The sequence below is a fragment of the Chryseobacterium sp. HNCC26DJ239 genome (assembly GCF_057180445.1).
In genome coordinates this window covers 49,418-65,109 of record NZ_JBXUGJ010000006.1, presented here as the reverse complement: position 1 = coordinate 65,109, position 15,692 = coordinate 49,418, and the positions used below count along the sequence as shown (strand labels likewise).

Sequence of the window (15,692 nt, the reverse complement as noted above, 5' to 3'; positions counted from 1 at the left end):
TTTTATACTAAAAACAAAATTTAAGATTATGGCAAGCTATGTTACCAAAGAAGGTTTAGATAAAATGAAAGCAGAGTTGGAACAGCTGGAAACAGTAGAGAGACCGAAAATTACCAACCAAATTGCTGAAGCTAGAGATAAAGGAGATTTGTCTGAAAATGCAGAGTACGATGCTGCAAAAGAAGCGCAAGGAATGCTTGAGATGAGAATTTCTAAATTGAAAGACGTAATTTCTACTTCAAAAATTATAGACGAAAGCCAGCTTGATACTTCTAAAGTGTCTATTCTTACAACCGTAAAATTGATGAATAACGATACGAAAAAAGAGCAGATTTTTAAATTGGTTCCGGATAATGAGAGCGATTTGAAGTCTGGGAAAATTTCGGTAAACACTCCTATTGCAAAAGGTTTGTTAGGAAAAGCAATTGGCGAAACTGCAGAAATTGTTTTGCCAAATGGTAATAAACTTTCGTTTGAAGTTTTAGATATTACTTTGTAATACATTTAATTCAGTAAAGAATGAGCACAATATTTACAAAAATCGTTAACGGAGAAATTCCAGCGTATAAAATCGCTGAAGACGAAAATTATCTAGCTTTTTTAGATGTAATGCCTTTGGTGAAAGGGCATACACTGGTTATTCCTAAAAGAGAAGTCGATTTGATTTTCGACCTCGATAGCGAAGAGTACAAAAATCTTTGGGTATTTGCTCAAATGGTTGCGAAAAAAGTAAAAAATGCCATTCCTTGTGTAAGAGTAGGTGTTGCAGTAGTTGGGTTAGAAGTTCCACACGCACATATACATCTTGTGCCACTCAATAAAATGGAAGATTTGAATTTCAGAAATGAAAGGTTGAAGCTTTCTCCCGACGAATACGCTGAAATTCAGCAATCAATTATTAATTCTTAAATCATATAGAGAGTCGTAAAAAAGAAATTTTTTACGATTTTCTTTCATAATATACCTTTATAAACAATGAATCCAAACCAATGTTCTTTCTGTGGAAGAAAAAGAAATGAAGTACAAATGCTGGTTTCCGGGCAAAATGGTTTTATCTGTGAGAATTGCATAGAGCAAGCGCATTTAATTGTAAAAGATAGCGTGTCTTCTGGTTCTTCATCTTCGATTGCAGAAAATATGGAAGATTTAAAAAAGCCAAAAGAAATTAAAGAATTTCTAGATCAATATGTTATTGGCCAAGATCAGGCTAAAAAACAACTTGCAATTGCAGTGTACAATCATTATAAAAGATTACTTCATGCTCAAACTGAAAACAGAGAAGTAGAGCTAGAAAAATCAAACATCATTATGATTGGTGAAACAGGAACTGGGAAAACACTTTTAGCAAAGACGATTGCTAAAGAATTGAATGTTCCTTTCTGTATTGTAGATGCTACCATTCTTACCGAAGCAGGTTATGTAGGAGAAGATGTAGAGAGTATTCTTTCAAGATTGCTGATGGTGGCAGATTACGATGTTGAAAAAGCAGAAAAAGGAATTGTTTTTATCGACGAGATTGATAAAATCGCTAGAAAATCAGACAACCCAAGTATTACGAGAGATGTTTCTGGGGAAGGAGTGCAGCAAGGTTTGTTGAAACTTTTAGAAGGAAGTATTGTAAATGTTCCGCCACAAGGAGGAAGAAAACATCCTGACCAAAAATATATTCAGGTGAACACACAGAATATTCTTTTTATCGCCGGTGGTGCTTTTGATGGAATTAAAGAAATCATCGAAAGAAGGATGAATAAGCAAGCAATTGGATTTAGTGCAGAAAAAATCAATAAAGCAGATGAAGATGAGTATGTTCTTACCAATATTAATGCAATTGATCTACGTACTTTTGGGTTGATTCCTGAGCTTTTAGGAAGGTTTCCTATTATTACTTATTTGGAGAAACTTACAAAAGAAACTATGGTACGCATAATGAAAGAGCCAAAAAATTCTATTGTAAATCAATTTGTTGAACTTTTTAAAATGGACGGAACCAACCTTGAATTTACCGATGAAGCCATCGAAAAAATTGTAGACGAAACTATGGAAAAAGGCTTAGGAGCAAGAGGTTTGAGAGGTACTACAGAAAAAGTATTAGAAGACTATATGTTTAATGTAGGAGAAGAAAAAAATATTATTTTAAACTAATTTAAAATCTCTAACCACTTGATAATATTTTTTTTAAAAAAAAATGTTATATCTTTGTAGCCAGTATTGTTAAACACATAACTTATACACAATGAAAAAAAATATATTAACTATTGGGCTTTTGTCAATAGGTCTTTCTGTTCAGGCGCAGACAGTCCTAATGCATTTAGATAATGCAGCAAAGGTGTATGTAGGCAAAGGCGCGTTAGTCTATAACGGCGGTGGTTTACAGACAAAAGGCACAGGTAATATTGAAAATCACGGGAATTTTATGATTTCTGGGAATTCAACTACTGATGTTTTTAGAAATCTCGATGGTACTTCTGGAACGGAAGTAAGTGGTGGTTTGTCTGGTACATTTGTCAATAAAATTAACGAACCTGCAAACTTTGCTTCGCGTAACACAGCGAGCCAAGGTGATCAGACTGTTCCATTGTCTACTTTGAACTACACGTACGGACAACTCTATATTACTGGTATCCCTCAAGCCAAACTTACAGGAGTTGTTAATCAGGAATTTGCATCGGTTAATCATGGTTCTTATCAGCAAATAGGAATTCCTTTTTTTGATAAATCTTTTGCATCTCTTTCTGAGTTCGGAAAAACTTTCAATACAACAAGGTGGTCTCAAAATGAAGTGTTGGTATGGAACAATGCCAATACAGTTTTTGATAATGCTACTTCTGTAAACATTGGTAGTAATACAAGACCAGCATACTCTTATTACATTATGGGAGCTGGTGGAGCAAGTTCAGCGTGGGCAACAAGTGGTCTTGGTACCGTAAGAACTTTAGTAGGAAGACCCGTTTCAGACCAAGAGAATTTTCAAGTAACACTTTCAGGTGCAGGTTCTACTGTAAACTACGGTTATCAAGGGAACGCTCTTAATGCATACAATGAAAAATATAATACTTACTTAGGAGATTATTTTGCTTACTCTAGAAATAATATTTGGGACGGGAATGATTTTGGGAAGAATTTATATTTCTTTTCTAATCCCTACCTTACGAATTTAGATTTGAATAATTTAATTAATCCTTCAGATTCAAATTATATCAGTAATCTTTACGGTATTAGATTTGAACCTACTGCTGGCGGAACAACTTATGTTACAGGGCAAGGAGGAAGTGTTATAGGTTTTAAATGGGTAACAAGATCCGGAAGCACTTGGACAGGGGATACAGAATATCTTAACGTGCGACCGTTTGGCTCATTTGTTATTAAACTTAATAACAATACAGCAAGTCCTGCTCCGGTATTAAACTTTGCTAATCTTAGAAGATTTAACTATCATTCAAGAGCTTTTGCAACTACTAATACAGTTACTGCTGGCAAAAATGGATCAAATGGTAGTGTTTCAGAAAGCGTTAAACAGCTTGCTGTTGTAGGTTTAGATGCGAATGGTAATGAATTGGTAAGAACTTATTTTGTTGTTTCTCCTAACTCTATTACGGGACATTCTGTAAATGCAACAACACAAGCCGCAAACAGTAATACTTATGATTTAGGCACATACGAAGAGCATCCGGTAACTGGAGGATACGATCCAACGTATCAAAATAGTTATTGGTTGTATATTAATGAGGCCAATGATAGCTTCCAAGGAAAGCCAATTAAAATGGTAAGATATACTTCAAATATCTCACAATTTAAATTTTATATTAAAGAAAATGGAGTTCCAATTCCAGTTGGAACACATCCATTATCTACAGGTATAGGTTTTTATTTTAAAGGACCAGATGGCGTAGTAAAACCTCTTAGTCAACAGCAGGTTTTAGCAGCGACAGGTAATGCAGAACAAGAATATGATTTGTATTATGGAGCACCAAATTCAGCAGTTTTAGCAACTACAGAAACGGCAACTTCACCAACAAGAACGGTGGTTGTTTATAATCCTCCAATTGATGATTACATTGTAAGATTTGATCCTAAATGGAAAAAAGCAGATATTCAAGTGTTTGATATGAGTGGAAAATTAATTATCTCAGAAAAAAATATCAACGCTTCTTCTGATTACACAATTAAATTACAGAAAGGCTTAAAAGCTGTCTACGTAGTTAAAGTGATTTCCGATAAAGGAGAAATCGTACAAACTAAAATTGAGAGATAGAATAAACATAAACCTTGAAAAAATGAAAAAAAATATATTACGAATTTTAATCTTAATTTACCTGTTTTTAGGTGGATTCTTATTCGCAGAGGAAGTTCCCGCCCCGCCTTCTGCAATGGGTAGACCAGGAGGTACAGGAGGTGATACCGGTACTCCCGGTGCACAATCAATTCCTGTAGATATGTACGTGTATGTTTTGGCAGTTGCTGCCATCATGCTTATAGCGTTTTTCGCAAGAAAGTATAAAACTCAAAAAATATAAATTTATATTAAAATATACTTAACTCTCTGATTTGTTCAGAGAGTTTTTTTATTTTTACATTATGAAGAAAATTTTTGTTACAGCTGCTTTTTTTGCGGCTCTTAAGATGAGCGCCCAGTTTATGGTTACAATAAAGGCTCCACAAAATTTTAAAGAACAAGAGGCAATTTTATATACACTTAGTGGTTCTAAAGATGTAGTCTTTACCAAAGAAACGGCAAAGAAAAATGTTTGGACTTTCAAATATCCTAAAAACTATATGGGTATGATGAAAATTTTTTTACCAAATACCAACAATACATTTAATTTTATTTCTGAAAATAAGAACGTTGAAATCAATTTAGAAACAGAAGGCGACAAGGTTAAAAATATTGTGTATCTAGATGAAGCTAATTCATTAATGAATAATGTGCAAGACGGTTCTCAGAAAAAAGAAATCATTTTACCAGCACTTATTCAGATAAAGGAATATTATAAGGGAGGTAGCGATTTTGGGAAGGCGCTAGACGCAGAGATAGCTAAACTCACCAATAAAACAGCCCCTGATTTTTCAAATCATCCTTTTGTAAGCTATTACAATATCAATTACAATAAATTTTTAGCTGAAGAAAATACTAAAAAAGTAACGCAGGAAGAAATCATTAATTTTATTGATAAATCAAATGATATGCTTGAAACGTCTTCGCTTTTACGTCCTATTTTGGTTTCTTACCTAAATGTTGGTGGTAATAATAATGTAACGAGTTCTGTTGATAAATTATTAGAAAGACTAAAAGTAGAAACGCCAAGAGGGCAAACTGTACTTTCTGAGCTTATCGATATTTTTGATGCCTATGATATGAAGGAATTTAAAAACAAATACCTTACTCAAGCTAAAAACTTAAAATGTACCATTACAGACAGATTAGCGACTACTCTTAAAACTCATGCAGCAACAGAAATTGGTGCAGAATTTCCTAATTACAAGTTTACAGCAGCTGTCAATACGCAAGCAAAATCTCTAGCGGATGTAAAAGCAGATAATAAAGTTGTTGTATTTTGGTCGTCTACTTGTTCGCACTGCGAAAATGAGCTTCCTCAACTTCTAGCAAAATACAAAGAAATAAAGGCGAAAAATATTGAAATTATTGGTCTTTCTTTAGATACTGATAAAGATTCGTATACAAAAAAGATTGCTGCTTTTCCTTGGATAAACGATTCCGAATTGAAAGGTTGGAACAGTTCTTTCACAGAAAAATATAATATTCACGCGACACCAACGTATTTTATTTTGGATGCTAACAATAAGATTATCAATAAACCAGACCACGTTGGTGATGTTTTAGAATATTTTAAGTTAAAATAATTTTGGAGGTAAGTAAATATTTTCTATATTTGCACCACCAAAACGGCGAGGTAGCTCAGTTGGTTAGAGCGCAGGATTCATAACCCTGAGGTCACGGGTTCAATTCCCGTCTTCGCTACAGAAAATCCCCTTTTTTAAGGGGATTTATTTTTTTATAACATTCTCAACATAATCCCACAATTTTTACCGACATGAAAGAGCAGGATGCTGTATGCTGCTAAAATGTATATTTTTAATTGCTAGCTTTAAGGCGCAGAAAATAAAATATACAGTAAGTGATTATGACGTTTCAAAATAAAATACAGCTTCTTTTTTCATTAGCCATTTTAGTTTTTACTTCTACCGAATTTAAAAGTCAGGATAAATTTCCAGATGGAACGGTAATCCCGAAATGGTTTAAAGAAAATAAACCAACAGACATTAATATATTAGGTAAAAAATATTTAATTACCGATTTTGGAGTGAAGAACGATTCTACAATTCTTCAAACCAAACAACTTCAAAGTATTATTGATGAAGCTTCAAAAAAAGGTGGAGTTATCATCGTTCCGAAAGGAACTTTTCTTATCAGTTCGCTTTTCTTCAAACAAGGGACGCATTTACATTTAGAAAACGGAGCAAAATTAAAAGGAAGCGACGATATCAACGATTTTCCAGTGGTTACCACGAGAATGGAAGGTCAGACGGTAAAATATTTTCCCGCTTTAATTAATGCAGATAATTTAGATGGTTTTACGATTTCAGGGAAAGGAACGCTCGACGGAAATGGTCTTAGATTCTGGAAGTCTTTCTGGAAAAGACGCGAATGGAATCCTAAATGTACCAATATGGACGAAATGAGACCAAGAATTATCTATGTTTCAAATTCTAAAAATGTTCAGATTGAAGGAATTACCGTTAAAAATTCACCGTTTTGGAGCACACATTATTATAAAAGTCAATTCGTAAAATTGCTAAATCTTACGATTCTTGCACCAAAAGAACCTGTAAAAGCGCCAAGTACAGATGCCATTGATATTGATGCTTGTTCTAATTTCTTGGTTAAAAACTGTTATATGTCCGTAAACGATGACGCTATTGCGTTGAAAGGAGGGAAAGGTCCAAAAGCTGATACAGACCCTAATAACGGTGAAAACAGAAACATCATCATCGAAGATAATCAATACGGTTTTTGTCATTCTGCATTAACTTGCGGAAGCGAATCTATTCACAATTATAATATTATTTTCAGAAATTCTACGGTGAAGGATGCTTCAAGATTATTACACTTAAAAATGCGTCCCGATACGCCTCAACATTATGAATACATCACACTCGAAAATATCAAAGGAAATGTAAAAACTTTCTTATATGTAAAAGGTTGGAACCAGTTTTTTGATTTGAAAGGCGAAGCAAAACCCAAAGAAGGTTTGGCAAATAACGTAGTTTTAAAAAATATTGATATTTCTTGCGAAACAGCTTTCTCTGTTGAAAAATCAGATTTATATACGTTGAAAGATTTTACTTTCGAAAATGTAAAAATCAAAGCATTAAAACCAGAAGAAGAAAATCTTAAAGCCATTCAAAATTTGAAGCAGACGAAAGTTAGCGTTACAAAAGTGGCTTCTCTTTCTCAATCTTACGACAAAAAAGACGATTCAGATATTTCTGCAAAATGAAATTAGCTTCCAAAATATTCGTTCTACTTTGCCTATGTTCACAATTGTTACAGGCGCAATTTCGGGAAATTCAGTTTCTGAGCGGGAAAGATGCGTTGCGTACAAAAACCTGGGATTTTTGGATTAACGGAGGGCGAAAAGCTGGAAATTGGAGCACAATTCAAGTGCCTTCTCATTGGGAGCAACAAGGTTTTGGAGCGTATAATTATGGTCGGGATTATGTAACGTACGGAAGAAATTTCAAGTTTAATGATGAAATGGGTCTGTATAAACATCAATTTTCTGTGCCGAATTCCTGGAAAGGAAAAACCATCAACATCGTTTTTGAAGGTTCAATGACCGATACTGAAGTGAAAATCAACGGAAAATCTGCCGGAAAAACTCATCAAGGTGCTTTTTATGAATTTAAATATGATATTTCCGATAAAATTCAATTTGGAAAACAAAATATTCTCGAAGTAAAAGTTTCAAAAATGTCTGCAGATGCTTCGGTAAATAATGCAGAACGTTTGGCGGATTATTGGGTTTTAGGCGGAATTTTCAGACCTGTTTATCTCGAGGCAAGTCCGAAAGAAAATATTTCTTGGGTAGCAATTGATGCCAAAGCAGACGGAACTTTCCGTTCAAATATTGAGTTAAATGAAATTAGTTCTGCGAACAATATAAAAGTAGAATTGTTTGATGCTAAAAATAATTTGGTGGGCGAATCTCAGGTTCAGATTCAAAAAGGAGATTCTTTAAAACAGATTCAGTTTTCGGTTAAAAATCCAAAACTTTGGACTGCGGAAACGCCTAATTTGTACAAAGCAAAATTCACTTTATACAAAAACAAAAAAGAGATTTTTCAAACGGAAGAAAAATTTGGTTTTAGAACCATTGAAATCCGAAAAGGCGACGGAATTTTCATCAACGGAACTAAAGTAAAAATGAAAGGCATCAACCGACACGTTTGGTGGCCGGAAACCGGAAGAGCGGTAACGGAAGATATCGATTTGATGGACGTTCAGCTTATCAAAGAAATGAACATGAATGCTGTTCGTTGTTCGCATTATCCGCCAAATAAATCATTTTTAAAGATTTGCGACTCGCTTGGTTTGTATGTTTTAGACGAATTGGGAGGTTGGCAAAAAAAATACAGTACAGAAGTTGGCAAAAAGCTCGTGAAAGAAATGGTTGTGCGAGACGCCAATCATCCATCGATTATTTTTTGGAGCAACGGAAATGAAGGCGGTCACAATTTCGATTTGGATGCCGAGTTTGGAAAATACGACTTGTCCAACCGTCCTGTAATTCACGCGCATCATAAACCCGGAAATGCTTTCAATGGTATCGATTGCAATCATTACGAAGATTATTACAGCACAAAAAAAATTCTTGAAGACGAAAATATTTACATGCCAACCGAGTTTCTTCATGCGCAAGACGACGGTGGTGGCGGAACTTCTTTAGCTGATTACTGGGAGCTTCACTGGAACTCCAAAAAAGGAGCGGGAGGTTTTATTTGGGCGTTTGTAGATGAAGGTTTGGTGAGAACCGATTTCAACAATCAGATTGATGTAAACGCGATTAATGCGCCGGATGGAATTTTAGGACCACATCGCGAAAAAGAAGGCAGTTTTTATGCAATTCGGGAAATTTACAGTCCGGTAAAAATTGATTTGAAATCTTTGCCAAATGATTTTAACGGAATTATTCCTGTCGAAAATCGTTATCATTTTACAAATTTGAAAGATTGCCGTTTCGAATGGAAATTGGTGAAGTTTAAAAATGCTTTTGATGCAGAATCTGGCTTTGATTTAGTTAAAAAAGGAAACGTTGATTCACCAAATATTTCTCCGGTTCAAAAAGGAAATATCAATCTAAATCTTCCTTTAAACTGGAGAGAAAACGATGCTTTATTTTTAACAGCAACAGATGTTTTCGGAAAAGAAATTTATACTTGGACGTGGCGAATTTCTTCTAATCAAAAGGTTTTTGAACAATTTTCTACAAATGCAGCCAAAGATTTTTCTGTAAATGTTGTGGAAAATGATGCTGAATTTATTTTAAAAGCAGACGAAAAAGAATTTACAATTGGTAAGAAAGATGGTTTGCTAAAATCAGTTATTGTCGATAAAAAAGGCAAAAAAATGAGTTTTAACAACGGACCTGTTTTCGTGAACGGAAAAATGGAATTGACTTCGATAAAAACTTTTACCGAAGGGAGAAATCAAGGGGTTGAAGTTCATTACAAACACGGAAATCAATTGATTTGGAAACTGAATTCTAACGGAATTTTAGAATTGACTTACGAATATTCGCTTTCTGGAGATTATGCTTTTTCTGGGGTGAGTTTCGACTATCCAGAATATTATGTCATCAATGCAAAATGGCTTGGAAAAGGACCTTATCACGTTTGGAAAAACCGTACACAAGGACAAACCTACAATGTTTGGCAAAGCCTGAAAAATTCAACAAGAACGGGTCAATCACCTTGGATTTATCCAGAGTTTAAAGGCTATTTTGATGATGTTTCTTGGTTGCAATTAGACACAGCAGAAGGAAAACTGACGGTCGGAACAAAAGACGAAAAAATGTTCGTCAGACTTTTTGATTTTTATGGAATTTACGGAGCTGAAGGTTTTCCAAAATTGCCTCCTGGAAATATCTCTTTTTTAGATGCAATTCCGCCATTGGGAACGGTCTTGGCGTTTAACATTAATAATAATACCGAATCTTTAGGAGTAGAAAGCGAGTCCAATCATTTGAACGGAAAATATAAAAGAACCTTGTATTTCTACTTTGGTTTGCCTGATTTAGGGGATGAAAAAAAGCAGTTTACAATGCCTGAAACTAATATTTTAACAGATTAAAATGAAAAATTCAATACAGTTTTTGATGATTTTCCTTGCTTCGCTATTTTTTGCGCAGCAAAAGAGTTTTCAGTTTGATTTTGGAGGAGAAAGAACCGAAAAAGGATTTATTCCAATTACATCAACTTCGCAATTTGATAAAAAATTAGGGTACGGTTTTATGGATATTTCTGGACTGAAAACTGTGGATAATGGAGGAAATGCTTTAACCGGAGATTACATTACAAGCAATAAACCGTTTTATTTTTCGGTGGCGATTCCGGAAGGAAATTATGATATTCATTTAACTTTAGGTGATAAAAAAGGAAGTTCTGAAACAACAGTTCGCGTAGAAAACCGCCGTTTGATGTTAAATGATGTAAAAACAAAAGAAGGGCAAATTGTAGAAAAACAAATCACCGTTCACGTAAAAGACAGTATTATACGCAATCAACAAGGCGAAAGAATCGGTGTTGTAAAATTAAAACCGAGAGAAAGAAGATATCTTCATTGGGACAGTATGTTGACGATTGAATTCAACGATAAAGCACCGAAAGTTTGCGCAGTTACCATTCAGCCCAATACAAAAGCAAAAACAATTTATTTAACTGGAGATTCTACCGTTGTAGATGCACAATACGAACCTTGGGCGTCGTGGGGACAAATGTTACCGTATTTTTTCAATCCGAATGATGTGGTGATTGCCAATTATGCCGAAAGTGGTGAAACTTTGAAAGCCTTCGAAGACCGCCATAGAATCGATAAAATCTGGAACAAAATGAAACCGGGAGATTATTTGTTTATTCAATTTGGGCACAACGACCAAAAGGCGGGAAACAGCATCAAATCGGGTTACAGAAAGCGGTTAAAAGAGTGGATTGATAAAGCAAAACAACTAGGAGTAACGCCGGTTTTGGTGACTTCTATGAATCGCCGAGTTTTTGATGAAAACAACAAAATAGTCAATACTTTGGATGATTTCCCAACTGCAATGAGAGAAATTGCCAAAGAAGAAAAGGTAGATTTAATTGATTTGAATGCGTTAAGCAAAACTTTATTTGAAGCGATGGGCCCGGAAGCTGCAAAGAAAGCTTTTGTGCATTATCCTGCGAATTCTTATCCTTATCAACCTAATGATTTGGCAGATGATACGCACTTTAACCCTTATGGAGCGTATGAATTGGCTAAATGTGTCGTGAAATCTATTGCTGACCAAAATTTACCGTTAAAAAAATACATTTCTAAAAACTATAAAAATTTCAACCCCAATAAACCCGACGATATTGAAAAATTCCATTGGCCAGAATCTGTTTTTATGGAATCTTTAAAACCTGATGGAAATTAAAAAAGCCCTGAAAGGGCGCAGTAAGAGTTGAAAAAAATGATTTTCAAAAGAAAATACGTTCTTCTCAAATGCCGAATCACAAACTAAAATAACAATTACGTCCAAAAACTTTTGTGACTGTTGTGGTTAATTTAAACTGTGGTTAAAAATAAAAAGTTAAAAATGAAAATTAAAAACATAATCAAACTTAGTGTTATCTGTTTTGCATTCGGAAATCTTTCCGCACAAAATCCGTGGCCAAAAGCGACCAACACTGCTCAACCTTGGACGCGTTGGTGGTGGATGGGAAGCGCAGTTGATGAAAAAGGACTCGATAAACAACTTATAACACTTTCTCAAGCAGGTTTTGGAGGGGTAGAAATCGTTCCGATTTATGGTGCAAAAGGTTTTGAAGACAAATACCTGAAATATCTTTCTCCAGAATGGTTGAAGATGCTTCGTTTTACCACAGATAAAGCTAAAAGTTTGAACATGGGTGTTGATATGGCAGTCGGAACAGGATGGCCAATTGGAGGTCCGCAAGTAAGTGAAAACGATGCTGCAACAAAAATGATTGTGCAAACGTACGAGCTTCAATCCAATCAAAAATTTTTAGAAAAAATAGTTTTAAAAGACGAAAAACAAAAAGATTTAAAATCTTCAAAACTCGATATTGTTACAGTATACAACGAGAAAAATGAAGCTATTGTAATCACAGATAAAGTAGCTGAAAACGGTACTTTAAACTGGAAACCTGCTTCTGGAAACTGGAAGATTTATGCAGTTTTTTCAGGTAAAACTTTACAAAAAGTAAAACGTGCCGCTCCTGGTGGAGAAGGATTTACGCTAGACCATTTTTCGCCCGATGCAACCAAAGATTATCTTAAAACTTTCGATAATGCATTTGGAAACTCAAACTATGGATTGCGTTCGTTTTTTAATGATAGTTATGAGGTGTACAATGCAGATTGGACGCCAGATTTCAAAGAAGAATTCAGAAAAAGAAGAGGGTACGATTTAAGTCCGTTCATCAAATATTTGGTGAGTGATGAAGTAAACGAAACAACCAGTAGAATAAAATCTGATTATCGTGAGACGATGAATGATTTGATTTTGAATCATTTTACCATCAATTTTACCAATTGGTCACATTCTAAAAACTCAAAAAATACCAATCAGGCGCATGGTTCGCCAGGAAATTTGCTGGATTTATATGCTGCTGTCGATATTCCAGAATCTGAAACTTTCGGAAGTACAAAATTCGACATTCAAGGATTAAGACGCGAGAGTTCTGATGTTCGAAATGTTGACCCAGATATCAATATGCTAAAATTTGCTTCTTCGGCAGCGAATGTTACAGGCAAACCTTTGATTTCTAATGAAACTTTTACTTGGCTTACAGAGCATTTCAAAACATCGTGGTCGCAGGCAAAACCAGAGGTTGAGCAAGTATTTTTATCGGGAATTAATCACGTTTTTTATCACGGGACAACCTATTCTCCGGCAGATGTGCAGTTTCCGGGTTGGCTTTTTTACGCGTCGGTAAATTTCGTTCCGGAAAATTCTTTATGGCCGAATATTAAAGGGTTAAACTCTTATATCGAAAGAACGCAATCTGTTTTGCAAAGCGGAAAATCCGACAATGAAATCTTGATGTATTGGCCAATTTATGACCAATGGGCGAATCCAAAAGGAAAAGATATTCCTTTCAGAATTCACAATATTGAAGAATGGCTGCATCCAACTGCGTTCTACAAAAACCTTGAAAAATTGGGTAAAGCAGGCTATTCTTTGGATATGGTTTCGGATAAAATGATTGGCGAAGCACAATTTGAAAACCAAAATATTCAGGTGGCAAAAAATGGAAGTTCTTACAAGGTTTTAATCATTCCTGAATTGACGTATTTCTCTGAATCTACCTTAAAAAAGATTGTAAATCTGGCTCAAAATGGAGCTTCTGTGATTTTTCAGTCGGCTCCAAAAGATATTCCCGGGAATTATGAAGTTGAAAAAAGAAGAAACGAGCTGCAATCTTTATGGGCTCAAATTCCTTTTCAAAATACTGGAAACCTAAAAGTTGCCAACATCGAAAAGGGTAAAATTATCCTGAGTTCTGAAGTGGAAAAAGCTTTAGAATATTTAAAAATCGAAAGAGAAAAACTGACTGATACAGGTTTGAAATTCGTAAGAAGAAGGTTTGATGAAGGTACATTTTATTATGTAGTTAATCACACATCGAAAGAAATCAATCAGAACATTCCATTGAATTTTATTGGAAAACAGGTTATATTGATGAATCCTGAAAACGGAAAATACGGACTTGCCGAAACGCAAAATAATTCGGTAAGGGTTCAGTTGAAATCGGGTGAATCTATGATTATAAAAAATACAGAAAACATTTATACATCAATTCCCAATTGGTATTATACCGAAAAAACTGAAGCACCGATTGTTTTAGATCAAGCTTGGAAACTGACGTTCAAGGAAGGCGGTCCAGAACTTCCAAAAACGAGAACTTTAGAATATCTTCAACCTTGGACAAATTTTACAGAAGATGCTTCTACACAAAGTTTTTCAGGAACTGGAGTATATTCTACATCGTTTAAATTAAAGCAAAAAGCCGATGATTTTATTTTGAAACTTCCAAAATTGTACGAAAGTGCAAAAGTAATCATCAACGGACAAGATGCAGGAATTGTGTGGAGTCTTCCGTTTGAAATTAACGTTGGCAAATATTTGAAAAAAGGAAAAAATACCATCGAAATTGAGGTTTCAAACCTAATGGCAAACCGAATTCGTTATATGGACCAAAATAAAATTCAGTGGAGAAATTATCACGAAATCAATTTTGTGAACATCGATTATAAACCTTTCGACGCTTCCAATTGGAAAGTACAAACTTCTGGTTTAGGAGACGGAGTTGAATTAATTCCTGTGTTTTATTCAAAATAAGAAAAGAAATTATAACATTATTTGTTGAGGAAATGCTAGAATAATTTTATTAAAGTTAAAATCTTTGAGCTGTAAAAAAGTTTTTTTGTCATTAACTTGCGGCTTCGCGATAAACCAACAAATAATTTAAAAATAAATAGATATGAAGCAGAATATCGTAAAAACATTAGCATTAGGAACACTTTTTACATTCGGATTTTCTAATGCACAAGACAAAACAAAGGTTGTTTTAGATAATTTTTTCAACAACGAGAAAAAAGAAAATAAAGAAACAAAAGCATTAGAATCTTGGCATTACACCTGGAATGATACTTCCAATGGCGGTTTTTCTTTATTAGGACAAATTTTCCAAAAACAAGGCGCCGAAATTTCAACTTTAACAACAGCTCCGTCTAAAAAAGATTTGAAAAATGCCAACATTTACATTATTGTAGACCCAGATATCGACAAAGAAGCGTACGGCGGAAAAGCCAATCTAATGGATGCAAAAACCATCAAAACGGTTGTAAAATGGGTGAAAAACGGAGGCGTTTTAGTCTTAATGAGTAACGATAACGGCAATTCGGAGTTTGTAAACTTCAACAAATTGGCGCAAGAATTCGGAGTGACTTTCAACGATGATAGCATCAATAGACTTCAAGGAAGAGAGTTTCAAAAAGGAGCGGTAAACGTTCAAGCCGGCAACGAAGTTTTTGCTGAGCGCAAATTATATATGAAGGAAGTAAGTACCATCACGGCAAAAGCGCCTGCGAAGCCATTTTTGTACGCTCAAAACCAAACAATTGGAGCGATTGCAAAAGTCGGGAAAGGTACTGTTTTCGCGTTGGGAGATCCATGGTGTTATAACGAATACATCGATGGAAAGAAGCTTACAGAAGATTTTTCGAATTACGAAGGAACAGAAGATTGGGTAAAATGGTTACTCAAGCAAGCTTCAAAAAAATAAAACAAGCAATGTAATCGATTGAATTTTGGGGATTAGAATTATTTGACTTCGTCGAACCACTTCGTTAGGTTTGGGCAGCTTAATCCGCCCTCCGTTCCCGCTTTTTTGTCTCCGCTTTGCTC

At 34.8% G+C, this 15,692-nt stretch carries 11 protein-coding genes and 1 tRNA gene; all 12 read left to right on the top strand.

Features of this window, described 5'->3' with window-relative positions; translation table 11 throughout:
* The first annotated feature begins 28 nt into the window (after nt 1–28).
* The 12 genes from greA to AC2A1D_RS13730 all read left to right on the top strand — a co-directional run bounded on the left by greA (nt 29) and on the right by AC2A1D_RS13730 (nt 15,570).
* On the top strand, nt 29–499 hold the full coding sequence (greA, locus tag AC2A1D_RS13785; protein ID WP_484044169.1) for a transcription elongation factor GreA: 471 nt from the start codon (nt 29–31) through the stop codon (nt 497–499).
* A gap of 20 nt (nt 500–519) precedes the next feature.
* Complete coding sequence (locus AC2A1D_RS13780) at nt 520–909, top strand: HIT family protein (protein WP_484044168.1); 390 nt, start codon at nt 520–522, stop codon at nt 907–909.
* 66 nt (nt 910–975) lie between these two features.
* Entirely contained in the window at nt 976–2,142 is a 1,167-nt protein-coding gene (clpX, locus tag AC2A1D_RS13775; RefSeq protein WP_484044167.1) for an ATP-dependent Clp protease ATP-binding subunit ClpX, read from the top strand.
* A gap of 91 nt (nt 2,143–2,233) precedes the next feature.
* The gene (locus AC2A1D_RS13770; protein ID WP_484044166.1) at nt 2,234–4,252 is read left to right on the top strand and encodes a T9SS type A sorting domain-containing protein; all 2,019 of its coding nucleotides are present in this window, start codon (nt 2,234–2,236) and stop codon (nt 4,250–4,252) included.
* A 22-nt stretch (nt 4,253–4,274) separates the two neighbouring features.
* Nucleotides 4,275–4,514 carry a signal peptidase gene (locus tag AC2A1D_RS13765; RefSeq protein WP_484044165.1) on the top strand — a complete coding sequence of 80 codons (240 nt, stop codon included), beginning with the start codon at nt 4,275–4,277 and terminating at the stop codon, nt 4,512–4,514.
* Nucleotides 4,515–4,575: 61 nt separating this feature from the next.
* The gene (locus AC2A1D_RS13760; RefSeq protein ID WP_484044164.1) at nt 4,576–5,859 is read left to right on the top strand and encodes a TlpA family protein disulfide reductase; all 1,284 of its coding nucleotides are present in this window, start codon (nt 4,576–4,578) and stop codon (nt 5,857–5,859) included.
* A gap of 44 nt (nt 5,860–5,903) precedes the next feature.
* Nucleotides 5,904–5,977 (top strand) — tRNA-Met (locus AC2A1D_RS13755).
* 163 nt (nt 5,978–6,140) lie between these two features.
* The gene (locus AC2A1D_RS13750; RefSeq protein WP_484044163.1) at nt 6,141–7,517 is read left to right on the top strand and encodes a rhamnogalacturonidase; all 1,377 of its coding nucleotides are present in this window, start codon (nt 6,141–6,143) and stop codon (nt 7,515–7,517) included.
* Nucleotides 7,514–10,369, top strand: a complete 2,856-nt coding sequence (locus tag AC2A1D_RS13745; RefSeq protein WP_484044162.1) for a glycoside hydrolase family 2 TIM barrel-domain containing protein — start codon at nt 7,514–7,516, stop codon at nt 10,367–10,369. Before AC2A1D_RS13750 ends, AC2A1D_RS13745 begins: the two co-directional genes overlap by 4 nt.
* Before the next feature lies 1 nt (nt 10,370).
* Nucleotides 10,371–11,693, top strand: coding sequence for a rhamnogalacturonan acetylesterase (locus tag AC2A1D_RS13740; protein WP_484044161.1), 1,323 nt, complete (start codon nt 10,371–10,373; stop codon nt 11,691–11,693).
* Nucleotides 11,694–11,855: 162 nt separating this feature from the next.
* On the top strand, nt 11,856–14,624 hold the full coding sequence (locus tag AC2A1D_RS13735) for a glycosyl hydrolase (RefSeq protein WP_484044160.1): 2,769 nt from the start codon (nt 11,856–11,858) through the stop codon (nt 14,622–14,624).
* Nucleotides 14,625–14,766: 142 nt separating this feature from the next.
* A complete protein-coding gene (locus AC2A1D_RS13730) occupies nt 14,767–15,570 on the top strand; it encodes a DUF4350 domain-containing protein (protein ID WP_484044159.1) in 804 nt (267 codons plus the stop codon).
* The last annotated feature ends 122 nt before the right edge of the window (nt 15,571–15,692 follow it).